Origin of the sequence: Staphylococcus simulans (genome assembly GCF_002994445.1) — a bacterium.
GTDB lineage: Bacteria > Bacillota > Bacilli > Staphylococcales > Staphylococcaceae > Staphylococcus > Staphylococcus simulans_B.
Window position 1 is genome coordinate 356,855 of the sequence record NZ_MRZJ01000001.1, and the last position, 25,542, is coordinate 382,396.

The 25,542-nt window shown below is 35.9% G+C and carries 27 protein-coding genes, 1 other RNA gene and 1 pseudogene; 25 read left to right on the plus strand and 4 right to left on the minus strand.

The window, feature by feature from the left end:
* Positions 1 to 52: 52 nt before the first annotated feature.
* A complete protein-coding gene (locus tag C7N65_RS01900) occupies positions 53 to 2,311 on the minus strand; it encodes a transglycosylase domain-containing protein (protein ID WP_105992773.1) in 2,259 nt (752 codons plus the stop codon).
* Positions 2,308 to 2,934, minus strand: a complete 627-nt coding sequence (gene recU, locus C7N65_RS01905) for a Holliday junction resolvase RecU (RefSeq protein WP_105992774.1) — start codon at positions 2,932 to 2,934, stop codon at positions 2,308 to 2,310. The genes C7N65_RS01900 and recU overlap by 4 nt, the downstream gene beginning before the upstream one ends.
* 286 nt (positions 2,935 to 3,220) lie before the next feature.
* Here recU and C7N65_RS01910 point away from each other — a divergent pair, with 286 nt between their 5' ends.
* The 8 genes from C7N65_RS01910 (at position 3,221) to C7N65_RS01945 (ending at position 11,606) form a co-directional block, all read left to right on the plus strand.
* The gene (locus C7N65_RS01910) at positions 3,221 to 3,559 is read left to right on the plus strand and encodes a DUF1798 family protein (RefSeq protein ID WP_105992775.1); all 339 of its coding nucleotides are present in this window, start codon (positions 3,221 to 3,223) and stop codon (positions 3,557 to 3,559) included.
* A complete protein-coding gene (locus tag C7N65_RS01915; protein WP_105992776.1) occupies positions 3,552 to 4,118 on the plus strand; it encodes a DUF1273 domain-containing protein in 567 nt (188 codons plus the stop codon). Before C7N65_RS01910 ends, C7N65_RS01915 begins: the two co-directional genes overlap by 8 nt.
* Before the next feature lie 12 nt (positions 4,119 to 4,130).
* The gene (gene gpsB, locus C7N65_RS01920; protein ID WP_105992777.1) at positions 4,131 to 4,460 is read left to right on the plus strand and encodes a cell division regulator GpsB; all 330 of its coding nucleotides are present in this window, start codon (positions 4,131 to 4,133) and stop codon (positions 4,458 to 4,460) included.
* A 95-nt stretch (positions 4,461 to 4,555) separates the two neighbouring features.
* Positions 4,556 to 4,937, plus strand: an RNA gene (gene rnpB / locus C7N65_RS01925) — RNase P RNA component class B.
* A gap of 134 nt (positions 4,938 to 5,071) precedes the next feature.
* The gene (locus C7N65_RS01930) at positions 5,072 to 6,199 is read left to right on the plus strand and encodes a THUMP domain-containing class I SAM-dependent RNA methyltransferase (protein WP_105992778.1); all 1,128 of its coding nucleotides are present in this window, start codon (positions 5,072 to 5,074) and stop codon (positions 6,197 to 6,199) included.
* 23 nt (positions 6,200 to 6,222) lie between these two features.
* Positions 6,223 to 7,119, plus strand: a complete 897-nt coding sequence (gene rarD / locus C7N65_RS01935; RefSeq protein WP_105992779.1) for an EamA family transporter RarD — start codon at positions 6,223 to 6,225, stop codon at positions 7,117 to 7,119.
* A gap of 139 nt (positions 7,120 to 7,258) precedes the next feature.
* On the plus strand, positions 7,259 to 10,699 hold the full coding sequence (locus C7N65_RS01940) for a dynamin family protein (RefSeq protein ID WP_105992780.1): 3,441 nt from the start codon (positions 7,259 to 7,261) through the stop codon (positions 10,697 to 10,699).
* Between the two features lie 19 nt (positions 10,700 to 10,718).
* Positions 10,719 to 11,606, plus strand: coding sequence for a 5'-3' exonuclease (locus C7N65_RS01945; RefSeq protein ID WP_105992781.1), 888 nt, complete (start codon positions 10,719 to 10,721; stop codon positions 11,604 to 11,606).
* A gap of 65 nt (positions 11,607 to 11,671) precedes the next feature.
* Here the strand turns inward: C7N65_RS01945 and C7N65_RS01950 are convergent, their stop codons facing one another.
* Entirely contained in the window at positions 11,672 to 12,064 is a 393-nt protein-coding gene (locus C7N65_RS01950) for a ribonuclease HI family protein (protein WP_105992782.1), read from the minus strand.
* Between the two features lie 45 nt (positions 12,065 to 12,109).
* Positions 12,110 to 12,817, minus strand: a complete 708-nt coding sequence (locus C7N65_RS01955; protein WP_105992783.1) for a queuosine precursor transporter — start codon at positions 12,815 to 12,817, stop codon at positions 12,110 to 12,112.
* Between the two features lie 204 nt (positions 12,818 to 13,021).
* On the opposite strand from C7N65_RS01955, the gene C7N65_RS01960 reads away from it, so the two are divergent.
* From C7N65_RS01960 to C7N65_RS02035, 17 genes and pseudogenes are all read left to right on the plus strand, one after another.
* A complete protein-coding gene (locus C7N65_RS01960; protein WP_105992784.1) occupies positions 13,022 to 13,216 on the plus strand; it encodes a zinc-finger domain-containing protein in 195 nt (64 codons plus the stop codon).
* Between the two features lie 15 nt (positions 13,217 to 13,231).
* Entirely contained in the window at positions 13,232 to 14,347 is a 1,116-nt protein-coding gene (locus tag C7N65_RS01965) for a conserved virulence factor C family protein (protein ID WP_105992785.1), read from the plus strand.
* Between the two features lie 76 nt (positions 14,348 to 14,423).
* Positions 14,424 to 14,858 (plus strand): bacilliredoxin BrxA, encoded by a 435-nt coding sequence (brxA, locus tag C7N65_RS01970; protein WP_105992786.1) that lies wholly within the window; start codon positions 14,424 to 14,426, stop codon positions 14,856 to 14,858.
* A gap of 125 nt (positions 14,859 to 14,983) precedes the next feature.
* Positions 14,984 to 15,937 (plus strand): thymidylate synthase, encoded by a 954-nt coding sequence (locus tag C7N65_RS01975; RefSeq protein WP_105992787.1) that lies wholly within the window; start codon positions 14,984 to 14,986, stop codon positions 15,935 to 15,937.
* A 33-nt stretch (positions 15,938 to 15,970) separates the two neighbouring features.
* The gene (locus tag C7N65_RS01980) at positions 15,971 to 16,453 is read left to right on the plus strand and encodes a dihydrofolate reductase (protein ID WP_105992788.1); all 483 of its coding nucleotides are present in this window, start codon (positions 15,971 to 15,973) and stop codon (positions 16,451 to 16,453) included.
* A gap of 12 nt (positions 16,454 to 16,465) precedes the next feature.
* The gene (locus tag C7N65_RS01985; protein WP_105992789.1) at positions 16,466 to 17,305 is read left to right on the plus strand and encodes a DegV family protein; all 840 of its coding nucleotides are present in this window, start codon (positions 16,466 to 16,468) and stop codon (positions 17,303 to 17,305) included.
* Between the two features lie 103 nt (positions 17,306 to 17,408).
* Positions 17,409 to 17,927, plus strand: coding sequence for a peptide-methionine (S)-S-oxide reductase MsrA (msrA, locus tag C7N65_RS01990; protein ID WP_105992790.1), 519 nt, complete (start codon positions 17,409 to 17,411; stop codon positions 17,925 to 17,927).
* A gap of 1 nt (position 17,928) precedes the next feature.
* Complete coding sequence (gene msrB / locus C7N65_RS01995) at positions 17,929 to 18,369, plus strand: peptide-methionine (R)-S-oxide reductase MsrB (protein ID WP_105992791.1); 441 nt, start codon at positions 17,929 to 17,931, stop codon at positions 18,367 to 18,369.
* A gap of 3 nt (positions 18,370 to 18,372) precedes the next feature.
* Positions 18,373 to 18,873 carry a PTS glucose transporter subunit IIA gene (locus C7N65_RS02000; RefSeq protein WP_105992792.1) on the plus strand — a complete coding sequence of 167 codons (501 nt, stop codon included), beginning with the start codon at positions 18,373 to 18,375 and terminating at the stop codon, positions 18,871 to 18,873.
* On the plus strand, positions 18,873 to 19,094 hold the full coding sequence (locus C7N65_RS02005; protein ID WP_105992793.1) for a YozE family protein: 222 nt from the start codon (positions 18,873 to 18,875) through the stop codon (positions 19,092 to 19,094). Before C7N65_RS02000 ends, C7N65_RS02005 begins: the two co-directional genes overlap by 1 nt.
* 170 nt (positions 19,095 to 19,264) lie before the next feature.
* Entirely contained in the window at positions 19,265 to 20,731 is a 1,467-nt protein-coding gene (locus C7N65_RS02010) for a S41 family peptidase (RefSeq protein WP_234019038.1), read from the plus strand.
* A gap of 13 nt (positions 20,732 to 20,744) precedes the next feature.
* Entirely contained in the window at positions 20,745 to 21,257 is a 513-nt protein-coding gene (locus C7N65_RS02015; RefSeq protein ID WP_105992795.1) for a GNAT family N-acetyltransferase, read from the plus strand.
* A 13-nt stretch (positions 21,258 to 21,270) separates the two neighbouring features.
* On the plus strand, positions 21,271 to 22,359 hold the full coding sequence (locus C7N65_RS02020) for an undecaprenyldiphospho-muramoylpentapeptide beta-N-acetylglucosaminyltransferase (protein WP_105992796.1): 1,089 nt from the start codon (positions 21,271 to 21,273) through the stop codon (positions 22,357 to 22,359).
* Between the two features lies 1 nt (position 22,360).
* Positions 22,361 to 22,978 (plus strand): phosphatase PAP2 family protein, encoded by a 618-nt coding sequence (locus C7N65_RS02025; RefSeq protein ID WP_105992797.1) that lies wholly within the window; start codon positions 22,361 to 22,363, stop codon positions 22,976 to 22,978.
* Positions 22,979 to 23,150: 172 nt separating this feature from the next.
* A pseudogene (locus tag C7N65_RS12670) lies at positions 23,151 to 23,280 on the plus strand (hypothetical protein); the annotation flags it as partial.
* Positions 23,281 to 23,383: 103 nt separating this feature from the next.
* Positions 23,384 to 24,046: a response regulator transcription factor gene (locus C7N65_RS02030; RefSeq protein ID WP_105992798.1), complete on the plus strand. Its 663-nt coding sequence runs from the start codon at positions 23,384 to 23,386 to the stop codon at positions 24,044 to 24,046.
* The gene (locus C7N65_RS02035) at positions 24,043 to 25,407 is read left to right on the plus strand and encodes an ATP-binding protein (RefSeq protein ID WP_105992799.1); all 1,365 of its coding nucleotides are present in this window, start codon (positions 24,043 to 24,045) and stop codon (positions 25,405 to 25,407) included. The genes C7N65_RS02030 and C7N65_RS02035 overlap by 4 nt, the downstream gene beginning before the upstream one ends.
* Positions 25,408 to 25,542: the final 135 nt, after the last annotated feature.

The following is a 25,542-nucleotide window of genomic DNA, read 5'->3' on the forward strand; positions in this document are numbered from 1 at the left end:
TGGAAAAAGGTGCAGTGCTCAAAAATCTTGAGCTGCTGCACCTTTATTTCATTTATGAAACTTTATCATTGAAAATGGCATTAAGATTAAAGAATCTTGATAATGCATTTCCATTTTGATTATTGTTTTGTTGATTGCTATTGCCTTGTTGTTGGCTGTTGTTATTGCCTAAACTTTGATTTGAACTGTTGCTGCCTTGTTGTTGGCTGCTATTACTGCTGCTACCGCCTTGAGTAGAACCATTACCGTTGACTTTACGGCTAGTTGTATTGTTATCAGGGTGGTTGACAACAGATAGATCAGATTTGCTTGAACCTGCAACAGAGTCAGGTCTAGTAAAGTCTTGACCGTCACGAGGACTGATATCTGACATTACATCTTCAAGCAAGAATTGCGGATATTCTTGTTCATTGTGTCCAACGAATGAGTTTTCACCATATTGTTTTACTTTGCTGAAGCCCATCCAAACTGACATAGAGTATCTTGGAGTGAAACCGTTAATCCAAACATCTTTCGCTGCATTATCAGGAAGGTTGTATTGTTGGTAAGTTTCTCCGCCGTAAGTACCTGTACCAGTTTTGGCAGCTAAGTTAACACCTGAAACGCCATGTCCATAAGCAGAACCCCATGCTTCGAATGTACCTTTTAATACTTCTGAAAGCATGTATGCAGTGTAATCATGCATAGCTCTATGGTGTTTATGGTCGAACTCTGTAGTATCGCCTTCTTGGTCGACAACTTTAGAAATACCGTGTGCTTGGTTATATTCACCGCCGTTTGCTAAAGCAGCAAATGCTGAAGCTAAATCGGTAGGTGAGAATTCAGATGATGAACCACCTAGAACTTCTGATGGACCAATTTCACCTTGGTATTCTAGTCCAACTTGTTTTGCAAATTTCTTAGGCGCATCTTGGCCGGCATTTTGTTTTGTTTGCTGCCAAGCTTTCAATGCTGGAATGTTGAAACTTTGTCTTAACGCATCATAAAGTGATACATTACCATGACTCTTCGTATCATAGTTTCTGAATGTTGTACCATCTACCATATATGCTGCTTCGTCTTGAAGTTCATGGTTTGTTGCCCATTGCATGTTTTCAATTGCCGGACCGTAAGCTAGGAATGGTTTCAATGAAGAACCAGTAGGGTGGGCATCTGTTGCTTGGTTGCGGTCGACAACGTCTTTGAAGTGTCTGCCGCCTGAAATCGCAACGAGTGCACCGCTCTTACTATCAACAATTGTTGAACCGACTTGCTGGTCATCATTTTTGTAGTAATTACCATTGTCGATACGGTTTTGCAATGCTTTTTGAACACTAGAATCCATGTTTGTATAAATCTTGATACCGCTGTTTAATAAATCAGCAAGATTTTTATCTTTGAATTCCGGATGTGCCATTAACTCAGATTTAATAAAGTTGATATATGAGTTGTACTCTGGATCTTTATTATCTGGTTTAATTGCTCGATCATCCGCACTGCGTTTTACAAGATTTTTTTCAATCGGCGTATTCTGAGCTTCTTTCATTTGTTTATCACTGATACGGTGATGATAATTCATTAAGTATAATACAGTGTCTTTACGATCCTCTGCTCTTTTAGGGTTGTCATACACATTGTATAAGTTAGGTACTTGAGGTAATCCTGCTAAGTACGCTTCTTCAGCTAAATTCAAGTCTTTCAAGTCTTTGTTGAAGTAGTATTTAGCTGCAGCTTTAACCCCGTATACACCATCAGAGTAGTAAATTTTGTTTAAGTAGATTTGGAAAATCTCATCTTTGCTGTATTCCTGCTCTAAACGGTAAGATAAGTAAGCTTCTTGCGCTTTACGGCCAATTGATTTTTGGTCAGTCAAGAACGAACGTTTAACAACTTGTTGTGTTAATGTTGATGCACCTTGCGAACCGAAACCGCCGGTAATATTTTTACCAACAGCACCGAATAAACGTTTATAGTCTAAAGCGCCATGCTTGTAGAAACGGTTGTCTTCGGTAGCTAAAACAGCATCTTTCATGTTTTGAGGAACATCCTTCAATTCAACATGCGCACGTCTTTGACCATTATCAAGCGTCTTAACCAGCTTTCCATCTTTATCATATATTTTTGCTGGAATCGGATCTTTCAATTTTGCATCAGAAAAAGCCGGTGCTTTCCAAGCATAATAGGCAAATAATAAAACACCAACTAATGCTAAGACAATAAAAGCAATTACTGCGAAGCCGATAATCTTAATAATTGTCCTTTTAATACTTTTATTCTGTTTTTTACCGGACTTTCCATTATTAGAATGAGAAGTCCTTTTTCTTTCCGTCATACGCGGTCCTCACTTTCATCTAATATCAACTTATCAACGGCTTTGAGATAATTCAAACGTGGTTGATACTGATAAGGAATATGGTAACCATTTTTTCTTATTTCTTCAACTGTAATTGATTTTCTGATGTTGTTCACATGTCTTTCCCAAAATACTTTAAAAGCACTATAAGGCAATATATAGACTTCATCAAGCTTTTTAAAACGTATAATGAGAAAAACAATACCTTTTTGCTCATATACTGCCTTCATATGATCCACTTGATGCTCATGAATATTCTTTAAAGGAAAAGATGTGGTACTTTGTGTTTCTTTCGCTTCAAAATCAATATAACGGCCATTATAAATACCGTTGTAATCAGTTGTAGATGGGGTGCGGAAATATGCTTCTTTTATTACAGCTTTGCTGCGTCTAGGATAAGAAACATTGACGATTTGAACGGGTGTCGGTTTTTTGTGTATTACTGCTTTACCTGTAGAAAGGTAATAATCGTTTGATAATTCAATTTCCTTTTCTAAAGTCATTCCACGTCCGCCATACTTGATTTTACTTGACTGCGGCATGTTTTTGCGTCCAACTTTAGTCTTATTTCTATTAAATGGTTTACCATTTGGATAATTCATTTATTTCACCACACCAACTGGTTTATAAAACCGTAACTATTATACACAAATTACAGGTATATGCAAACTCTGTGTGCTTATTTATATTCTTAATGACATTTAATTATCTTAAGAATATACTTTAACACAATGATAGATATTACCCTTTGTGTATATGTCACTTATTTTAACGTTATTTGCGGTAATAAACAATCCGAAACTCCATTGCAGTGCGGATTTTTCAAGGATTTTCAAAATGACGAACATCATAATCTGTGCTATTTTATAAATGAGAGGGTGGTTTAGAATGGATATAAATATTGAAAAATTAATAAAGCTCACCCAAGAAATGGAGCAAAGATATCAAGCAGCCAAAAACGGTACGTGCTATGCATTTAAAGAAGATGTTGTTCCATTTGTATCACATATAGATGAAATACTCTTTAAATTGGACGGCCAAGCCGAACATATTGTGGCGCTTCCTTATATGAATAAACTGAAATATGAAATATTGAAAGAAAACATTGAAAAACTTTCAGTAGAATGTCATGATTCTAAAACAAGCAGAAAGATGTTTATGGAGAAATTGAAAAGTGTAAATTATGACTTGAACTATATTAAGGATTGTGAAAAGTACTATGGTTAAAACTGCTTATGTCACGGGATACAAATCCTATGAACTGAACATCTTCAAAGATGATGCGCCAGAGGTGAAATATCTCAAATTATTCTTAAGAAATAAATTGGAATCTCTGATTGAAGAAGGCTTGGAATGGGTATTGATACAAGGGCAATTGGGTATTGAATTTTGGACAGCCGAAGTTGTCATTGAATTAAAATCTGAATACCCAGATTTAAAATTAGGTGTCATTGCACCGTTTCAAAATCATACTGAACGTTGGAATGAACAAAACCAATTAAAGTATCAACAAATCATTGAAAATAGTGATTTTCATGAGACTGTACATCATGCACCTTATGAAGGTCCGTTTCAATTTAAACAAACAGATCGTTTTATGCTTGACCACACAGATATCACAATTCTCATCTACGATGAAGAACAAGAAGCAAGCCCGAAGTTCTTTAAACGTATGCTAGTTGATTTTGCAGAACAAACAAACTATACTTATGATGTTGTAACGTTTGATGAAATCAATACATTCATCAGTGATATACAGTGGTCTGAAGAAGAAAGTTTCGAATGAGGTGGAGAAAAAATGGCAGATGTATCTTTAAAACTATCAGCAAAAGATATTTATGAAAAAGATTTCGAAAAAACCCTTGCACGTGGATACAGAAGGGAAGAAGTAGATGCATTTTTAGATGACATCATCGCAGACTATCAAAAAATGGCCGACATGAATAATGAAGTCATAAAACTAAATGAAGAAAATCATAAGTTGAAAAAAGAACTTGAAGAATTGCGTTTACGTGTCGCAACTTCTAGACCGCAAGAAAACAAAAACTTTTCTTCAAATGCGAATACAAGCAATGTAGATATTTTAAAACGTATTTCTAATTTAGAAAAAGCTGTATTCGGCAAGTAACATAATGGATTAAAGCTTCTGAAATCTGAATAATTTCTATTTTACAGATTAGCTTTACCATTGATAAAGAACCATGCTATAATTTTAAGAAGTGATATTTCGGGTAATCGCTATAGCAATATAGAGGAAAGTCCATGCTCGCACAATCTGAGATGATTGTAGTGTTCGTGCTTGATGAAACAATAAGTCAAGGCTATAAGACGGCAGTGAAATAGTCTAAGTCGCTAAGATATGACTAAAGTAGCTTGAAAGTGCCACAGTGACGGAGCTTTTACAGAAATGTAAAAGGTGGAACGCGGTAAACCCCTCGAGTGAGCAATCCAAATTTGGTAGGAGCACTTATTTAGCGGAATTCAACGTATAAATGAGGAAATAAACTAACGTAAAAGCTTATTTCAGACAGATGGTTACCACCTGCGTACCAGTGCCTACTAGTGCACGTTATGAGTACCAAGGTACAGAACATGGCTTATAGAAATATCATCACTAGGCTAGCTCTCCAGGTTGGAGAGCTTTTTTAATTTGTATTGTATTTTCTCACATATATAACCGCTTCAAAATTTGCTACAATAATGTAGTACACAAAACCAATAGAAGGAAGGTCAACACATATGTATCAATTATTAGCCGTTTGTCCAATGGGCCTCGAAGCTGTCGTTGCCAAAGAAGTCAACGAACTCGGATGTGAGACACAAGTAGAAAACGGAAGAATTTTCTTTGAAGGCGATGAAACTGCTATCGCTAAAAGCAATTTGTGGCTCCGTACATCTGACAGAGTCCGTTTAGTAATGGGACGTTTTAAAGCGACAACCTTCGAAGAACTATTCGAACAAACAAAGGCACTCCCTTGGGAAACAATCATTACAGAAGATGGGAATTTCCCTGTGCAAGGCCGCAGTGTCAAATCGACATTGCACAGTGTGCCTGATGTACAGGCCATTGTTAAAAAAGCAATTGTTGAACGCTTGAAAGACGCATATGCACATAAAGGCTGGTTAGAAGAAACCGGCAGTAAATATCCGCTTGAAGTAGCTATTCATAAAGATGAAGTGCTTTTAACTATCGACACTTCAGGATCAGGTTTGAATAAGCGCGGATACAGAATGGCACAAGGTGAAGCGCCGATTAAAGAAACTTTAGCAGCGGCATTAATTCGTTTAGCGAACTGGAACGGCAACACTCCGTTAATTGATCCTTTCTGCGGTTCAGGAACAATTGCGATAGAAGCATGCTTAATCGCTCAAAATATTGCGCCAGGCTTTAACCGTTCATTTGTATCAGAACAATGGGACATTATGCCAGATAACTTATATGACCAATTGCGTGATGAAGCTGATCAGCAAGCAGACTATGACAAAGCTGTTGAAGTATATGCGTATGATATTGATTCAGATATGATTGATATCGCAAAACGCAATGCGGAAGAGGTAGGTTTAAGCGAGGTCATTCAATTTGCTGTCAAAGATGTTAATACATTAGATATCCATACTGAAGAACCAATCGCTTTAATCGGCAACCCGCCATACGGTGAACGTATCGGTGATAGAGAAGAAGTAGAGGAAATGTATCGTTATCTTGGTAAATTGATGCGTCAGCATCCGAATTTATCGGAATACATTTTAACAAGCAACAAAGAATTCGAATACTTAACACAACAAAAAGCTACAAAACGCAGAAAGCTTTTTAATGGTTATATAGAATGTACGTATTACCAATATTGGGCTAAGAAAAAGAAATAAAAATTGAATAGGGGTGAATATCATTGAACAATGAATTCAAACGCGGGATATTGTATTCCCTTATAGCGTATATACTTTGGGGGACATTACCTATTTATTGGTCGATGCTGGGTGATATCAGTCCGTTTGAGGTACTGGCATATCGAATCGTGCTTTCCATGATATTCATGGTTGTCTTAATTGTTGCGATTGGTAAGAAAGATCAGTTTATCAGCAGCATCAAAGCATTAACAACCAAACAGTTATGGGCACTCATTGCGGCAGGTTATATTATTACACTGAACTGGGGAACCTTTATCTGGGCCGTAAATAACCACCATGTACTGCAAACCAGTTTAGGTTATTATATCAATCCGCTTGTGAGTATTGTACTCGCAATGATTTTCTTAAAAGAGAAATTCAACAAAATGGAATGGACAGCAATTTTGCTTGCGCTGATTGGTGTTATTTATATGACGGTTAAGATTGGAGAATTCCCAATCGTTTCTATCATTCTTGCATTGTCTTTTGGTTTCTACGGACTATTAAAGAAAGTCGTACCTATCGATGCTTTAAGCAGCATTACATTTGAATGTATCGTCACAACACCAGCAGCATTCATATACATCGGATACTTATGGTTGACACACCAAACAACAATCGGCATCAATATGCCGACATTTTGGCTGTTATTTTCAGGGGCTATTACAGCCATTCCGTTGATTTCATTCTCAGCAGGAGCACGCAGAATTCCTTTATCACTCATGGGCTTCATTCAATATGTAGGTCCGACATTAATCTTTATTTTAGGTGTCTTTGTGTATAACGAACCATTTGATACTAATCAGTTCGTTACATTTATCTTTATTTGGGCAGGTATTATTGTATATAGCATTTCTCGCTACATACAAATTAAACGTGCAAATAATCCAGGACTATAAATCATTTATGCATCAAACTTGTTTAAGTATGAGTTTGATGCATCTTTTTTTATATCCTCTCATCAGTTTTAATCCTTTAGAGTAACCGCTATTTAGTATACAATTAAGTCAACGTTATTTATAAAGGGGTACATAGTCTATGACGAGCAGCAACCAATTAGATATTTTATATAAATTAAAAAAAGAAGTAGAAAAATCTAATCACCAAGATTTAGTTCATGTCATAAATCAAGTGATTAAAAAAGTCTACTTAGATCAATTTACATTAACTTTCGTCGGTCACTTCTCAGCAGGCAAATCGACATTGATCAATCTATTGTTAGAACAAGAGATTTTGCCGAGTTCACCAGTGCCGACAACAAGTAATACTGCAATCGTAAGTGTTGCGGACAAAAATGAGATTATAGCTAATCTAGAAGGCCAAAAATATACACGCTTAGATAATTATGAAGAAGTAAAAAAGTTAAACAGACAAAATGGGGATGTAGAGTCTGTTGAAATTCGTTTTGAATCCGATAAGTTTAAAAAGGGATTTACTCTGCAAGATACACCCGGTGTGGATTCCAATGTTGCATTGCACCAAGCATCTACAGAGCAATTTATGTTTACCAGCAACATTGTCTTTTACACTGTAGACTACAACCACGTTCAATCAGCAATGAATTTCCAATTTATGAAACGTTTGAACCATGCAGGTATTCCAGTTGTATTTGTGATTAACCAAATTGATAAACATAACGATGAAGAGTTATCATTTGAAACATTTAAACAAAACATTGAAAATGCCGTTTCAGAATGGGATTTAGAATTACTGAAAACTTTTTATGTATCTAAATTTGAACATCCAGAAAATCAAATTGATGCGCTTTCTGATTTCTTAATCGAGCAAGATAACAATCGTGAATCTATGGATGACTACATTGAACGCATTACGCAATACATTACGGAAGATCAAAAGTCTTATATCCAATCAGAAATGCAAGATATTCTAGCAAACCTTGATATAGATGCAGAACAATTTGATCAAGCGTATTTAAACTTCCAACAAAACCAATCTGTAAGCGAAGAAGCACAACTTTTAAATGACCCTGATAAACTTTATAATTATTTAGATTATCAGCGTAAAACTATTTTAGAAAATGCTTATTTAATGCCGCATGAAATGCGTGAAAAAATACGTCTTTACCTTGAAAGCCAAGTTAAAACATTTAAAGTAGGCGGATTATTTAATAAGAAAAAGAAAACTGAAGAGGCAAGAGAAGAACGCCTTCAAAATGTGATGGATGCACTGCAAGATATCGTCAATCAGCAGATACGCCAACCGATGCGTGAAGACATGTCATTCTTGACACGTTTTATCAATCAAACAGACGTCAACCAATCTATATTGAATCAGCATTATCAAATACCCGCTGCTTTAGTGACTGATTTATACCAAGAACAAATGAGCATCTCTAATGCTTATGTATTAAACTTCTGCGATGACGTCGTAAAAGCAATTCATCGATTCATCAAAAAAGAATCAGAACCTTTGTTAAAACGTGCGATTGAAAACGCAGAAACGCAGCATATCGATGATGAAGAAGAAACTGATCAAAATGATTATGAAAAATATATCGAACTGCGTAAATTGCGCGAATCGCTTGTGACAAGAAACTATCAGCATTATTACATTCATTTAGACGACTCTTTAGATAAACTGATTGATCGTACTGAAGTAACATACAGCAAAGCTGAATTAGAACAGCCTGAAAAACAAGCGCAAAAAGTGCATCAAACTTCAGAACTGACTTCTGATATCGATGTTGAAACCATTAAACAAGGTTTAGACATCATTGAACCTGTACCGCTGTTCAATCAAACGAAAGAAGATTTGAAATCAGCCATTAATCGTATGGATCAGCAGATTGTTAAAATCGGCGTCTTCGGTACTTTCAGTGCAGGTAAAAGCAGTTTAATTAATGCGCTGCTTGGCGACAATTATTTAGTAAGTTCGCCTAATCCGACAACTGCCGCAACGACTGAACTTTCTTATGGAGATTCCAGTGCTATTACTTTAAAACAAGCACCTCAACTCCTAGCTGAATTAAATCAGCTTGTAGAATCGCAAAAGTTCCATTTCGACAGTTTAGATGATTTCAAAGCAACCGATACAACCGCATTGAAAAATGCTTTGAAGAAAGAACAGCTTGCATTTGTGAACGCGGTAAAAGGGCAGCTTGATTTGTACCAAGATATGATTAAAGATGGCTATAAACATGCGATTAATCAAGATGAAGTGAAAAAATGGAGTGCTCAAGATGAGTATGCGGCCTTTGTAGAAACAGTACATTTGAACTTGCCTATAGATTGGCTGAAAAACAAAATCATTGTCGACTCTTTAGGTTTATATTCCAACAACCAGCGCCACTCTAATGAGACTGAAAAGATATTAACGTCATCTGATTTAATCTTATACGTAAGTTACTTTAACCATTCATTTACAGATAATGATAAAGCCTTTATCGAATACATGAAGGAAATGAACCAATTAAATGAAAATCAAACCTTCAAGATGATTATCAACGCGGTTGATTTAGCTGAATCAAAAGAAGACTTAGAAGCTGTAGAAGATTATGTTACGGATGCATTAAATCAAGTCAACATGCCTGCTAAGCTTTATTCTGTATCAAGCCGCCGTGCCTTGAAAGAAAGCGATGAAGGTTTAAATCAACTTAAAGAAAGTTTAGACTATTTTGCGGAAGTCGAATCAAAAGTAGTACTGCAGCAGCAAATGAAAGCACAATTAGAACAAATCAGTGCATCCTTTACGCAAATGTCTGAAGACTATCAAAACAATAGAACAGAAATGGAAGCGCGCCAGCAAGAAATTCGCAAAATCGAACAAAAAGGTGCGATTCCAAGTACAACGCTTAAAACAACGAAACAACATGTTTATAACGAAGTAGAAGACCAAGTCTACCACTTGAATGAACGTTTGAAAATTCAACTCTTCGATGAAGTACGTACAGTATTTAATGCACAAATGACTAAAAACAAAGATTTCGATCAAGAAAAACGTGATGCTGTACAAACTTATCTAGAACAAGTACATGGCAGATTATATATGGAACAAACATTAATCGCTGAACGTATTAAAAAGTTCTTCAATAAGCAGTTGGAAGACCAATTTGCGCCAATCGTCAAACAGTTAAATCAATTGCATATTTTATTGCACCCGCATTTCAGTATTGACATGGATAAAGATGCGATTACTACAATGCACATTGATTTCATCAAAATGTATGATAACCTGCCTAAGAAGTTAACGAAAAAGCGCTTATTGCAATTGAAATCACAAAAAGAACTACAAGAACAAATCACTTACGAGACTGTGGATTTACTACAAAGCAATATCAGCAGATTGCGCCAAGAATTAGAACAGCAAGTGTCCGAAATGGGCAAAACTGCTGATAAGCAATTAGATGAGATTTCAAACGAAATTCATCAACAAGCACAAACATTACTTGAAGTTAAAATCGACAGCAGCTTGATTTCTAAAATCAATCAAGCAAATGAACAATTAAAACAAACTATTTAATGCAGAAAGAGGAAGTAGTATGACAAACAAAGTATTGCTCGTAGATGGAATGGCGTTATTATTCCGCCATTTCTATGCTACAAGCATTCATCATCAATTTATGAGAAATTCTAATGGTGTGCCTACAAACGGTGTCCAAGGATTTGTGCGCCACATCTTCTCGGCAATCGACACAATCAATCCTTCACACATTGCAGTTTGCTGGGATATGGGGCAGCATACTTTCAGAAATGAAATGTTTACAGAATATAAAAAACATCGTCCTGCACCGCCAGATGAATTGATACCGCAATTTGATCTCGTCAAAGATGTTTCAAATGCGTTGGGGTTCTTAAACATTGGTGCTAAAAATTATGAAGCTGATGATGTCATCGGCACTTTAAGTCATGAATTGTCACACGACAATGAAATTTATATCGTGACAGGAGATAAAGATATCTTGCAATGTATTAATGCTAATGTGGAAGTATGGTTAACGAAAAAAGGCTTCAACATTTATAACCGATATGATTTGAAACGCTATCAAGAAGAGTATCAATTAAATCCACTTCAACTCATCGATATCAAAGCATTTATGGGTGACAGTGCAGACGGCTATCCTGGTGTCAAAGGTATCGGAGAAAAAACTGCGCATAAATTGATTTTGAAATATCAATCTGTAGAAAATGTCATTGAGCATATCAATGAATTGACTCCAGCACAGCAAAAGAAAATCGTAAGTCAATTAGATGATTTAAAACTTTCTAAACAACTTGCACAAATTCATACCAGTGTACCGCTGGATGTTCCGTCACTCTTTAATCAAATGCATTATGACTTAGATTTTATTGATGTCTTTAATGTCTTGGATGAACATGACTTAAGAGTATCTAAAAAATTTATCGAACGTGAATTTATGCCATTTTAAAAAAGACGGGAATGCACCGCGACTATTACAGTCAAAGTACATTCCCGTCTTTCATATTATATCCGCTATTTTAATTGTTGATATAAAGCTTGCTGCGCATGATGATTGGCTTCTTTATTTTGAGCTCGAGGAATCCAGTCGATCAAACATAAATCAAAATCCTTCATCTTTTGAGCTGCTTCTACCAAATAACCTTTAAACTTCTCATTTTTCGCAAATCCCTTATCTAAACTATCTGTAATTAATTTAGAATCTGTTGAAATCAATGCTGTCGAAACATTCATTTTCAAAGCACAGTCCAATGCATAATTAAACGCTTGCCATTCTGCTGAATGATTATCGGTAGGTGCAATATCCTGTGTAAAAATTTGACGCTCATTTTCTTCGATAATGACAACTGCAATAGATGCTGGTCCAGGATTACCTTTCACTGCCGCATCAAAATAAATTTTAGCCATACGCATTTCCATCCTTATCTCAATAATTTAAATGTATATCAATACTTAGTAGCCTTCGTCTTTTGATTGTATCTTACCTTTACGATACATGGATTTAGCCCAATAGCCAAATGGTACATTAAATAATGTCGCAAGCAGTTTCAAGAAATAAGTCGTAATAAAGATTTCAAATACTGCACCGCCAGGTAAAAGGCCGATAAATGCGATACTTACAAATAATGCTGTATCGATAATAGAGCTTAAAATTGTACTGCCGTAAGCTCTCAATGCAAATGTACGATCTGAATGGAATACTTTTTTTATAGCATTGAAGATAAAGACATCAAAGTGCTGTCCTATGATATATGCAATTATCGAACCTAAAGCGATTCTCGGTACAATATTAAAAATCGTACTCAGAGCTTTTTGCGCCATATCTTCAGGTGCCGGAACAAAGTGCAGCGACAACTGCATCAAGATAATCATAACCAGAGAAGATGAAAAGCCCATCCATACTGCACGCTTAGCTACTTTGCGTCCATAAATATCATTCAAAATATCTGTAGCAAGATAAATCGATGCAAACATCACATTACCTAATGTCGCAGAAATCGTGAAGATATCTACCGTTTTGATTACTTGAATATTTGCGATAACTGTCCCGATTGCAACCCAAGCTATCAAACCTTGTTTGCCGAACAGACGGTACATCGCTACCATCAAAGTGAATGTTACTAAAAAGGCAATAATACCTAATATTTCATTGTAAAACATAATTAAACCTCCTAAATTTTGTTAAAGCGGGTGTTTAGAAACCGCAACTCAACTTATATATTCTATATAATTTATCTCTTAAATGCAATGGCGATTGAATTACAATTGAAATCGGAGAGATGAACTCATATCGCTCGCATGATATAATGATGCTAAATTAATCGTCCTTAAAACCATTTAGGGTGGTATTAATTTGAAAAGGGAGTGACGATTATTTTTTCAAAATCAGAAAAACGAGCGCTTGATTCAATTGATGATTTGCTGAACACTTACTGCAAAAATTGCGAGCTCAAACAATATAATCGTAAAACTAAGGGCAAAACATATGCCCATCATTTTTGTATCGGTGAATGTTCAGTAGGAAAACAAATCAAGCAGTTTGGTAATGAATTACAATAATTGGAGGTTATTTTGATGGAAATCGTTCGTGTTGAACCCACACCCAGTCCGAATACCATGAAAGTGGTACTTAGTAAAAAAAGAGAGGACAATCAATCCTCCACATATACAAAAGTAAAAGAAGGACAACCTGATTTTATCAATCGTTTATTAGAGGTAGAAGGTGTCAAATCGATTTTTTACGTGATTGATTTCCTGGCCATCGACAAACAGCCTAAAGCAGATTGGGAAACAGTACTGCCGAATATTACTGCTGCACTAGGGGATGAGGATACTGCATCAGCAGATGAACCAAAACCAGACGAACATTTCGGTGAGGTTAAAGCTGAAGTTTTAAAATTCAAAGGCATACCTTATCAAATCAAACTGACAACAACTGACGATGAACAACGCAAACAATTACCGGCAAACTTTGTAGATACTATGCTTGCTGCACAAAAAGACGATGACAACGTGGTCTTTATGCGCAAATGGGAAGACTTAGGCACACGGTACGGTGATGTAGCTGAAGTAATGGAAGCTGTTGAAGAAGAAATCATCGCAATGTACCCACAAGACAAATTGGATGCTATGAAACAAGAAGCGCTGGAAACAGATATTGTAGTGCCTGAAACTAAATATCAGCACGTTACTGTTGATGAGTTTAACCAAGCAGAAGATTGGAAAGCACAACTGAGAATGCTGAAATCTTTCCCAACACCGACAAAAGAGGATTATCCATTATTAGAAACTGCGTTAGCACATTCTAAAGTACCTATTCGCAGAGAAGCAATCGTGCTTGCAAGTATGGTGGAGGATGAATCTGTGTTACCTTATATGTATCAAGGTTTACAAGATAAAAATCCAGGCGTACGCCGAACTGCAGGCGATGGTTTAAGCGATTTAGGCTTTAAAGCTGCATTGCCGGAAATGGAAAAAGCTTTAGATGATCCTCAAAAGATTGTACGCTGGCGCGCAGCAATGTTTATGTTTGATGAAGGCGGAGAAGCACAGCTTCCTGCATTGAAAGCACACGAGGATGACGATGCTTATGAAGTAAAACTTCAAATTCAAATGGCGATTTCCAGAATTGAAAAAGGCGATGAAGCATTAGGCTCTGTTTGGAAACAAATCGCAAACCGCAATAAATAATCGATTCAGTTGAATTAGATTACATTTCGGAATTTTTCATGTAAAATAAACTATAATTGATATAGGAGTGTATATTATGAATCCATATGAAGCGTATATGAAAGAACTCGCACAAGGCATGCGTAATGAGTTAACACAAAATGATTTTGAAAGTCTAGAAACTGCAGAAGCAGTAGATAATTATATGAATAATGTCGGTGCAGATGAAACTACATTTGTAGTGATTAATTCGACTTGCGGTTGCGCAGCTGGTTTAGCGCGTCCTGCAGCTGTAGCAGTAGCAGAACAAAATGATAAGAAACCAGACCATAAAGTAACTGTTTTTGCTGGTCAAGATAAAGAAGCAACACAAGAAATGAGAGAATTTATTCAACAAGTACCTTCAAGTCCGTCTTATGCATTATTTAAAGGCACTGAATTGAAACACTTTATGCCGCGTGAATATATCGAAGGTCGCGACATCCAAGATATTTGTATGGATATTAAAGACATGTTCGATGAGAATTGTTAATTATTAATTTCTATTTGATTGATTAAATAGAAGGTACGGGACAATTTTTGATGGGTAGGATATGCATGCTCATCAATTGTCCCATTTTTTATAAAACGATACATATTAAAAAGGAGGTCGCGTATATGAATCCATTCGATAAAGCCTATCATGAATTATGCGAAGAAATTTTAGCCATCGGTAACGAACGCGATGATCGTACGCACACAGGAACTATTTCTAAATTCGGTCATCAATTACGTTTTGATTTAAGTAAAGGCTTTCCGCTGCTTACGACTAAAAAAGTATCTTTTAAGTTAGTCGCAACGGAGCTGATTTGGTTTATTAAAGGCGATACAAATATCAAATACTTACTAGAATATAATAATAATATTTGGAATGAATGGGCATTTGAAAAATATATTGCCTCAGAAGATTATCAAGGTCCAGATATGACGAATTTCGGTCATCGCGCCTTGCAAGATCCAGAATTCAATGCGTTGTACCAAGAAGAAATGGAAAAATTCAAATCACGTATTTTAAATGATGATGAATTTGCAAAAAAGCACGGTGATTTAGGGAATGTATATGGTAAACAATGGCGAGATTGGGTAGGTGCTGACGGCAAGCATTATGACCAATTAGCGACAGTAATAGAACAAATTAAAAACAATCCTACATCAAGACGCCACATTGTATCTGCTTGGAATCCGTCTGAAATCGATACAATGGCTTTACCGCCTTGTCATACAATGTTCCAATTTTATGTACAAGACGGCAAACTAAGTTGTCAATTGTATCAACGCAGCGCAGACATTTTCTTAGGTGTACCTTTTAATATCGCAAGCTACAGTTTGCTGACACATTTAATTGCAAAAGAATGCGGACTTGAAGTGGGAGAGTTTGTGCATACATTCGGTGATGCACATATTTATTCAAATCACATTGATGCAATTCAAAAACAATTGAGCCGAGATAGTTACGCTCCGCCTGAACTTAAGATTAATTCAGACCGCTCTCTATTCGATATTGAATATGAGGACTTGGAAATTATCGGTTACCAATCTCACCCTGGCATTAAAGCGCCGATTGCAGTTTAAATATAAAAAGACGATTTGAAAGGGGATAATTACATGACATTATCTATTCTTGTTGCACATGATCAAAATAGAGTTATCGGCAAAGACAACCAACTACCTTGGCATTTGCCTAATGATTTAAAGCACGTAAAAAAATTAAGTACAGGCAATACATTAGTAATGGGACGCAAAACTTATGAATCAATCGGCAAACCGCTTCCAAACAGACGCAACGTAGTGCTGACAAGCAACGAATCTTTTAATCCTGAAGGTGTAGATGTAATTCATCATTTTGATGATATTTTCGATTTGCCGGGACATGTCTTTGTATTCGGCGGCCAAACTTTATTTGAAGAGTTTATCGATAAAGTAGACGATATGTATATCACGGTAATTGAGGACAAATACCAAGGAGATACATTCTTCCCGCCTTATACATTTGAAGATTGGGAAGTAGAATCTGCAGTTAAAGGAGAACTAGATGAGAAAAATACGATTCCGCATACATTTCTGCATTTAGTTCGCAAAAAGCAATAGGAGGTTATCGGCATGCGTAAAAAAATTGTAACAGACTCAACATCAGATTTGCCCCAATCTTATTTAGAAGCAAACGATATACATGTAATTCCTTTAAATCTGACTATCGATGGTGTCTCATATGTAGATCAGCAAGACATTTCTTCTGAAAGAGTCATCGAACTGATTGAAGAAGATGCTGATATCAAAACAAGCCAGCCTCCTATCGGCAAATTCATCGAAATGTACGATGAACTCGGCAAAGACGGTTCTGAAATCATTAGTATCCATATGACTTCAGGCCTCAGCGGAACATTCCAAACTGCTTATCAAGCAAGCCAAATGACAGATTCTAAAGTAACTGTCATCGATTCTAAGTCCATTTCATTTGGTTTAGGTTTTCAGCTTGAGCATATTGTTGAATGGAATAACGAAGGATTATCAACAGAAGAAATATTAGATAAACTTCAACACTTGCAAAGCAACATTAAACTCTTCGTCGTGATTGGACAATTGAATCAGTTAATCAAAGGCGGGCGTATCGGTAAAGCAAAAGGTATGATTGGGAATATGATGCGTTTAAAACCTGTCGGTATTTTAGACGACGGACGTATTAAAATCCTGCATAATGCACGTACACAAAAATCATGTATTCAAATGATTAAAAAGGAATTAGCATCATTTATCGATCAGCACTCCATTAAAAAGATCGGCATATCTCATGCAAATGCGTTAGATTTTGTAGAAAAAGTCAAACAACAGTTTACAATTGATGAAAATAATCCTGAATTTGAAATCAATATCACAACACCTGTGATTTCAACACATACAGGACAAGGTGCCATTGGATTTGTTGTATTAAGAGAATCGTAAGCAATACAGCTTGAAACATCCTTTTGTCAAAGCAGATTAATAGAAAATCCTATGCAATCATGATAATTTTAAAATTGACAAGACGCCGAATGGAGGTAATATTTTGGCATATGCAACATTAGCTGGCGGCTGTTTTTGGTGTATGGTAAAACCTTTCACTTCATATCCTGGAATCAAAAATATTGTGTCAGGATATAGCGGCGGCCACGTAGAAAATCCAACTTATGAACAGGTATGTACGAATCAAACAGGTCATGTTGAAGCTGTTCAAATCGAATATGACGAAAACGTGACTTCTTTTGAAAATATATTAGATGTTTATTTCAAAACTTTTGACCCAACGGATAATGGCGGTCAATTCTTCGATCGCGGAGAAAGTTACCAACCGGTCATTTTCTACCATGATGAAGAACAAGAAAAAGCAGCATTATCAAAAATACAAGAACTGAACGAACAAATGATTTTTGATAAACCCGTCATTACACCGGTTAAGCCTTATAAAAACTTTTATCCGGCTGAAGATTATCACCAAGATTACTATAAGAAAAATCCAATGCACTATGAGCAATATCAAAAAGGCTCTGGACGCAAGGACTTTATAGAAAGACATTGGGGGGATTAAATTGCTAAAGAAAAGCAAAAATGAATTAAACGATTTAGAGTATCTTGTTACACAAGAAAACGGAACTGAACCTCCTTTCCAAAACGAGTATTGGAATCATTTCGAAAAGGGTATATATGTAGACAAGCTGTCTGGCAAACCGCTTTTCACTTCAGAAGAGAAATTCGAATCTGATTGCGGTTGGCCAAGCTTTTCAAAAGCATTGTCTGATGATGATGTCATTGAACTTGTCGATAAATCTTTCGGTATGGTTCGAACTGAAGTGCGTTCTGAAGGCAGCGACAGCCACTTAGGCCATGTCTTTAACGATGGTCCGAAAGAAACAGGCGGTTTAAGATACTGTATTAATTCAGCAGCAGTTCAATTTATTCCATATGATAAATTAGAAGAACTTGGATATGGTGATTTGATTCCACATTTCAAGGATCAAGGAGAGAAATAAATTATGTTTAAAAAACTTTTTGGTAAAGATAATTCAGTAGAAAAAGACATTGAGATTTATGCGCCGATTTCAGGCGAGTATGTAAATATCGAAGATATTCCAGATCCAGTGTTTGCACAAAAAATGATGGGTGACGGTTTTGGCATCAATCCTAGCGAAGGTGTTGTTGTATCACCGATTAACGGTAAAGTCGATAATGTCTTTCCGACAAGCCATGCTTTAGGTTTAAAAGCAGATAACGGCTTAGAATTATTAATTCATATCGGTTTAGATACAGTTCAATTAAACGGTGAAGGTTTCAAAGTGCTAGTTGAAAGCGGAGATACTGTAAGTGTTGGAGATCCGTTAGTTGAATTTGACTTAGATTATATTTCACAAAATGCGAAATCTGTCATCTCACCGATTATTATCACTAATACTGATCAAGCAGAAAAAATTGATATTCATGCACAAGATCAATTAGTTAAAAATGAAACTAAAGTAATTGATGTGACTATGGCTTAATGAAAGATTATTCATTCTATCAATTTGCACTGACAGTGCGCGGCAGACCAGATGATAAAGGTCGGCTGGCTGAACAGATTTTTGATGATTTAGCTTTTCCAAAACATGAATCAGATTTTCATACATTGTCTGACTATATTGAAACTGAAGCTTCTATCAGTTTGCCGATGTATGTCTTTGATGATTTATTTGAAGAATACCAGGAATGGTTAAAATTTTAAATGTTTGACTCAAGGTTGGTGTAAAGTGCACCAACCTTTTTTGCGATTATAAACCTATATTAGTTGATGAAACGCCTGAATTTGATAAAATAAATTATCGTTTCATTCTTCAAATCAGCAGAATGATACATTCTATACAGCTATGTATAGTAAGGAAGGAGCGTATCAGCATGACAGACCATAATGATGAAACACCTCAATCTTCGGATGAGCATCAAACCAAGAAAACACCCAAGTTCTTTACAATTAAGAGATGGAAACTGATTACATTCAGTATCTTAGCGTTTATTTTGACAATTCTATTGACAGTGTTTGCGACCATTGCAATCTCCCATAAATTTTCAGGTTTAGACAAAGAACAAAGAAAATCATTCAACAAGGTCGAAAGTACATACCAAACTTTAGCGAATGACTATTATAAAAAACAAGATCCTGAGAAACTTTCTGAAGCCGCAATCAACGGAATGGTGAAAGAGCTTAAAGACCCTTATTCGCAATATATGACGACAGAAGAAACAAAATCTTTTAACGAAGATGTTTCAGGCGACTTTGTCGGTATCGGCGCAGAAATGCAGCAGCGCAACAAAGAAATCAGCGTAACCAGCCCGATGAAAGGTTCGCCGGCTGAACGTGCTGGCCTTCAACCAAAAGACGTGGTCACTAAAGTCGACGGCAAATCGATTAAAGGCAAATCTTTAACTGAAGTTGTGAAAATGGTCAGAGGTAAAGAAGGTACAAAAGTAACATTGACCGTTGAACGTGCACATCAAGAACGCGATATTACCATCAAACGCGAAAAAATTCATGTTAAAAGTGTCGAGTATAAAAAAGAAGGCGATGTTGGCGTATTCACTATCAATAAATTCCAAGAAAATACCGCTGCAGAATTAAAAACAAATATTATGAAAGCACATAAACAAGGTGTCAAAAAGATTGTAATTGATTTACGTAACAACCCTGGCGGTTTATTAAATGAAGCTGTGAAGATGGCAAATATCTTTATCGATAAAAACAAACCTGTCGTAAAACTTCAAAAAGGTAAAACAATCGAGTCTGTAGATACACCGACAGATGCTTTAAAAGAAGCCAAAGACATGGAAGTCTCAATTTTAGTAAATGAAGGTTCTGCAAGTGCATCAGAAGTCTTTACAGGCGCAATGAAAGATTACAACAAAGCAAAAGTTTACGGAGAGAAAACATTTGGTAAAGGTATTGTACAAACGACCAAAGAATACTCAGATGGTTCTTTATTGAAATACACTGAAATGAAATGGTTAACGCCGCATGGCACATATATTCATGGAAAAGGTATCCACCCTGATGTTAAAATTGCATCTCCTAAGTATCAATCACTGAGTGTCATTCCAGATGATAAAGTCTTTAAAGAAGGCGACAATGATAAAAATGTTAAATCTATCAAAATCGGCTTGAATGCTTTAGGCTATAAAGCCGGAGATGAAAACAAAGACTTTGATGCTCAGTTGAAAACAGCTGTAGAGGAATTCCAAAAAGAAAATGATTTATCAGTCAACGGTACGTTTGATAAAGCAACTAACCAAAAATTCACTGAAAAACTAGTGGATAAATCAAACAAAGAAGATGAAATGTTAGATACGTTACTCAAAAAACTTAAATAAAGGGGTTCAAATTATGATTAGAACTGCAACACATAATGATTTAAATGCGATTTCTGCTTTAACAGAAGATGCAAAAGAAATTATGAAGAAAGACAACAACCCGCAATGGGATGAACACTACCCGCTCATTGAACATTTTGAAGAAGATATCCAAAACAATTCTTTGTTTGTTCTTGAAGAAAACGACAAAATTTATGGTTATATTGTTATCGACCAAAACCAGTCAAAATGGTATGATGAACTAGAATGGCCGATTGATAGAACCGGCGGTTATGTCATTCACAGACTCGCTGGTTCCAAAGACTATAAAGGTGCCGCAACAGCATTGTTCAACTTTGCTGTTGAACGAGCACTCGATCATGATGTTCACGTATTATTAACTGACACTTACGCTATCAATCATCGTGCTCAAAACTTATTTAAAAAATTCGGATTCCACAAAGTAGGAGAAGCTACTTTAGATTATCATCCTTATGATAAAGAGGATGCATTCTATGCTTATTACAGAATTTTAGAAGAAGAATAGAGAGGTATTAACCATGACGAAAATTGCATTTACCGGCGGCGGAACAGTAGGACATGTTTCAGTTAATTTAAGTTTGATTCCTATCGCTGATGATAGAGGCTACCAAACTTTTTATGTCGGCTCTAAAAACGGAATTGAAAAAGATATGATTGCATCGCAATTACCGCACACATCCTATTTTCCAATCTCAAGCGGTAAACTGCGCAGATATCTTTCTTTTGAAAACTTGAAAGACGTGTTCAAAGTCCTTAAAGGCATACTTGATGCACGTAAAGTGTTGAAAAAAGAAAAACCGGATTTACTCTTTTCTAAAGGCGGTTTCGTATCTGTGCCTGTAGTATTAGCGGCACGTTCTTTAAATATCCCTGTCATTATTCATGAATCAGATATTACACCTGGTTTAGCGAATAAAATTTCTCTGAAATTTGCGGATAGAATCTATACTACATTCGAAGATACACTGAAATATCTTCCGAAATCCAAAGCAGATTTTGTAGGCGCAACTGTTAGAGATGACTTAAAATCGGGTAATAAAGAACAAGGTTACCAACTTACAGGATTTAATAATGGTAAAAAAGTACTCTTGGTAATGGGCGGCAGTTTAGGAAGTAAAACGATTAATGATTTAATCCGACGCAACTTAGATGAATTATTGAAAGAATATCAAATCATTCATTTAACTGGTAAAGGGTTATTAGATTCAACAATCGATAAAGAAGGCTACCGTCAATTTGAATTCGTTACAAGCGAATTAACTGATTTGCTTGCGATAACAGATATTGTTGTCAGTCGTGCAGGTGCAAATGCCATTTATGAATTTTTAACATTGAATATCCCAATGTTGCTGATTCCATTAGGCTTAGACCAATCTCGCGGCGATCAGATTGATAACGCTAAATACTTCCAAGAAAAAGGTTATGCACAGACATTACCTGAAGATGAGGCAACACAACAAAAATTTATGGATGCCTTGCATGAAATCGAATCCAACCGTTCAGACATTGAAAAACAAATGTCTAACTACCACCAATTATTTACTAAAGAGGATTTATTAGATAAGATTCTTAAAGATACAAACCAAAAGGAAACGAGGGAAAGCTGATTTGAGCCGAGCAAAGAGAATTTCACTGATTCTAGTATTTACATTGATATTCAGCGTGATTGCTGCTTTTCATCAAAATAGAATCGGTAATTGGATTGATACAGAAGTTTATGACTTTATCTATGCATCACATAGCGTAATCACAACAAGTATATTCATGGGTGCAACGTGGATTGGCGAAGTATGGTCGATGATTTGCCTTTCATTATGTGTCGTAGCAATTTTGCTGCTGCGCAAAATGCAGATCGAAGCATTATTCTTCGCTATCGTCATGGCTGTATCAAGTATCTCTAATCCGATTATGAAAAACACATTTGATAGAGAACGTCCAACTAAATTACGTCTAGTGGAAATCGGCGGATACAGTTTTCCAAGCGGCCATGCAATGGGATCAACTTCATTCTTCGGCAGCTTGATTGCATTATCAAGTCATTATCTTGATGGCAAACCGCGCATTGTCATGACATCCTTCTGCATTTTCATGATTGCGATGATTTGTATGTCTAGAATTTATTTAGGTGTACATTATCCAACTGATGTCATTGCAGGTGTCACAGCAGGTGTGATTTGCATTTTAGGTGTCTCATTATTTTTCAAAGGCAAATTCAAATCAGTTTAATATTAATAAAGATGAGATCAGGGCAGCCTGGTCTCTTTTTTTGGCAGTGATAAATAAAAAAGAGATAAAAAATAACCGATTCTGCATCTCTTGCAGAATCGGTAAGTATGTCACGCTATCGTATCTGATAACGTAGTATTTACGGGCATATATAAAAGGGGATAATACGAAAATGACCAATACAATAAGAACGAAATGTGTGGGGGGATGTCTCATTTGGTATTGATAATCATTTTCAATTACTATTATACATGAGTGAGAATGGTTGTCAATTAGAAAATGCAGGTTTTTTCAATCTATTTCAAGAACGCACAAAATTGTCACAAAATCTGTTTTGATGAATTGTATCTTTAAACAGTTCTTTCTCTGTCTGTATGTGATAAAATCAAAACTGAGGTGCTAACTATGACAAAAATATTAATCGTAGAAGATGAGCAGAATTTAGCTCGTTTTATTGAATTAGAATTAGTACATGAGAATTATGAAGTGGATATTGAAAATGATGGAGCTTCTGGATTAGAAACCGCTTTGAATAAAGATTATGATCTGTATTTGCTGGATTTGATGCTGCCGCATATGGATGGATTAGAAATCTGCAAAAGAATAAGAGCCGTCAAATCTACACCTATTATTATCATTACTGCTAAAGGCGATACATATGATAAGGTTGCCGGCTTAGATTACGGTGCTGATGATTATATTGTTAAGCCATTTGATATAGAAGAATTATTAGCACGTATTCGTGCAACACTCAGACGTCAACCTGAAAAAGATATCATTACAATTAAAGGAATTGAAATCAACAAAGAAGCTTTTCGTGTCACTATTGATGGTCAAGAACTGGAGTTAACAAAAACTGAGTATGATTTGCTGCAGCTGTTGTCTGAGAATTTGAACCATGTGATGCAGCGCGAACAAATACTTGATCATGTCTGGGGTTATGATAGTGAAGTGGAAACAAATGTTGTTGATGTCTATATCCGCTATTTAAGAAATAAATTAAAACCTTTCGGTAAAGAAAAGGTAATTGAAACCGTTCGCGGTGTAGGATATGTGATCAGACAATGAAGCAGCGGAAATTAAAAACACAATGGATGCTGGTCACTACAAGTATTACATTCTTAATAGTCTTCATCTTCAGCTTAGTTATCATTTATTTTCTAAGTATTACATTAAGAGACAGCGAAATTAATGATGCTGAAAAAAGTGCAGATAATATTGCGGCTTTATTAGCAACCAAATCGCTGGATGACATTAAACCTTTAGATTTGAATGCATCATTAGGCAACTTCCAAAAAGTCATTCTTTATGATAATAATAAAGATGTATTAGCCGAAACTTCGACAATGAGCGAGTATATCAATGACACAAAATCAGTGGAACCTTCCAGCTATCACAGCGTTTATGTTAAACGCATCAAAAATGATGATTTCTTAGTAGTTTCACATCCAATAGACACTGAAAAGTTTCAGGGTTACTCAATAATTATTCATTCATTATCAAGTTATAACAGTGTCATGCATTCGTTGATTATACTTTCTGTTTTATTCGGTATTATCGCAATAATCATTACCGCAACCATCAGTTACATTTTCTCAGCCCAAATCGCAAAGCCTATCACGATAATGGCTAATAAAATGAGAAAAATACGTCGAGATGGTTTCCAAGAGAAATTGGAATTGCCGACAGAATACGATGAAACTACAGATTTAATTGATACCTTCAATGATATGATGATTCAAATCGAAGAGCTGTTCGATCAACAACGTCAATTCGTAGAAGATGCTTCTCATGAATTGAGAACACCACTTCAAATCATTCAAGGTCACCTTAACCTTATCAAGCGGTGGGGGAAAAAGGACCCGGCCGTTTTAGAGGAATCATTAAACATTACAATCGAAGAAATGAATCGTATAACCAAATTAGTAGAGGAATTATTACTTTTAACAAAAGAATCAACGTATAAAGATGCTTTAGATGTTGAACCGGTCGATGTTAATGATGAAATTACTTCGAGATTAAAATCACTTAGACATCTGCACCCTGAATATAACTTTACTTTCAAACCTTCCAGCAAACCGATTGTATTAGAAATGAATCGTTACCAACTGGAACAAGTGCTGTTAATTTTCTTAGATAACGCGATTAAATATGATACGCGTGAAAAATCGATTAACATTTGTACTGAATTGAAAAACAGACAAGCAACGATTGAAATTACAGACCATGGTTCTGGTATTCCAAAACAGGACTTAGATTACATTTTCGACAGATTTTATAGAGTAGACAAATCACGATCACGCCAACGCGGCGGCAATGGATTAGGTCTTTCTATTGCACGAAATATAGTTAATTTATACGGCGGAACGATTCAAGTTGAGAGTGAAGTAGATGCTTATACAACGTTCAGAATCACTTTCAACGTATAATTACATTTAAAAAGGAATTCTACTTTATTTGTTCCATCTTCTATTTATGGTTATATATGTGTACAAAGAGCCGTCATATCGGCTCTTTTTCATGTTATCAATTCGGCTTTCTCCCTTTAATTTGTGAACATTTAA

Bases quoted from the DNA above. Each gene is read 5' to 3' on its own strand.
- C7N65_RS01915 (WP_105992776.1), top strand. From the start codon at position 3,552: ATGGTTAAAACTGCTTATGTCACGGGATACAAATCCTATGAACTGAAC.
- C7N65_RS02000 (WP_105992792.1), top strand. From the start codon at position 18,373: ATGTTTAAAAAACTTTTTGGTAAAGATAATTCAGTAGAAAAAGACATT.
- gpsB (WP_105992777.1), top strand. From the start codon at position 4,131: ATGGCAGATGTATCTTTAAAACTATCAGCAAAAGATATTTATGAAAAA.
- C7N65_RS01985 (WP_105992789.1), top strand. From the start codon at position 16,466: ATGCGTAAAAAAATTGTAACAGACTCAACATCAGATTTGCCCCAATCT.
- C7N65_RS02015 (WP_105992795.1), top strand. From the start codon at position 20,745: ATGATTAGAACTGCAACACATAATGATTTAAATGCGATTTCTGCTTTA.
- C7N65_RS01900 (WP_105992773.1), bottom strand. From the start codon at position 2,311: ATGACGGAAAGAAAAAGGACTTCTCATTCTAATAATGGAAAGTCCGGT.
- C7N65_RS02010 (WP_234019038.1), top strand. From the start codon at position 19,265: ATGACAGACCATAATGATGAAACACCTCAATCTTCGGATGAGCATCAA.
- C7N65_RS02035 (WP_105992799.1), top strand. From the start codon at position 24,043: ATGAAGCAGCGGAAATTAAAAACACAATGGATGCTGGTCACTACAAGT.
- C7N65_RS01940 (WP_105992780.1), top strand. From the start codon at position 7,259: ATGACGAGCAGCAACCAATTAGATATTTTATATAAATTAAAAAAAGAA.
- C7N65_RS02020 (WP_105992796.1), top strand. From the start codon at position 21,271: ATGACGAAAATTGCATTTACCGGCGGCGGAACAGTAGGACATGTTTCA.
- C7N65_RS01965 (WP_105992785.1), top strand. From the start codon at position 13,232: ATGGAAATCGTTCGTGTTGAACCCACACCCAGTCCGAATACCATGAAA.
- C7N65_RS01945 (WP_105992781.1), top strand. From the start codon at position 10,719: ATGACAAACAAAGTATTGCTCGTAGATGGAATGGCGTTATTATTCCGC.
- C7N65_RS01910 (WP_105992775.1), top strand. From the start codon at position 3,221: ATGGATATAAATATTGAAAAATTAATAAAGCTCACCCAAGAAATGGAG.
- C7N65_RS01930 (WP_105992778.1), top strand. From the start codon at position 5,072: ATGTATCAATTATTAGCCGTTTGTCCAATGGGCCTCGAAGCTGTCGTT.
- recU (WP_105992774.1), bottom strand. From the start codon at position 2,934: ATGAATTATCCAAATGGTAAACCATTTAATAGAAATAAGACTAAAGTT.
- C7N65_RS01975 (WP_105992787.1), top strand. From the start codon at position 14,984: ATGAATCCATTCGATAAAGCCTATCATGAATTATGCGAAGAAATTTTA.
- C7N65_RS02005 (WP_105992793.1), top strand. From the start codon at position 18,873: ATGAAAGATTATTCATTCTATCAATTTGCACTGACAGTGCGCGGCAGA.
- C7N65_RS02030 (WP_105992798.1), top strand. From the start codon at position 23,384: ATGACAAAAATATTAATCGTAGAAGATGAGCAGAATTTAGCTCGTTTT.
- C7N65_RS01980 (WP_105992788.1), top strand. From the start codon at position 15,971: ATGACATTATCTATTCTTGTTGCACATGATCAAAATAGAGTTATCGGC.
- C7N65_RS01955 (WP_105992783.1), bottom strand. From the start codon at position 12,817: ATGTTTTACAATGAAATATTAGGTATTATTGCCTTTTTAGTAACATTC.
- C7N65_RS01950 (WP_105992782.1), bottom strand. From the start codon at position 12,064: ATGGCTAAAATTTATTTTGATGCGGCAGTGAAAGGTAATCCTGGACCA.
- brxA (WP_105992786.1), top strand. From the start codon at position 14,424: ATGAATCCATATGAAGCGTATATGAAAGAACTCGCACAAGGCATGCGT.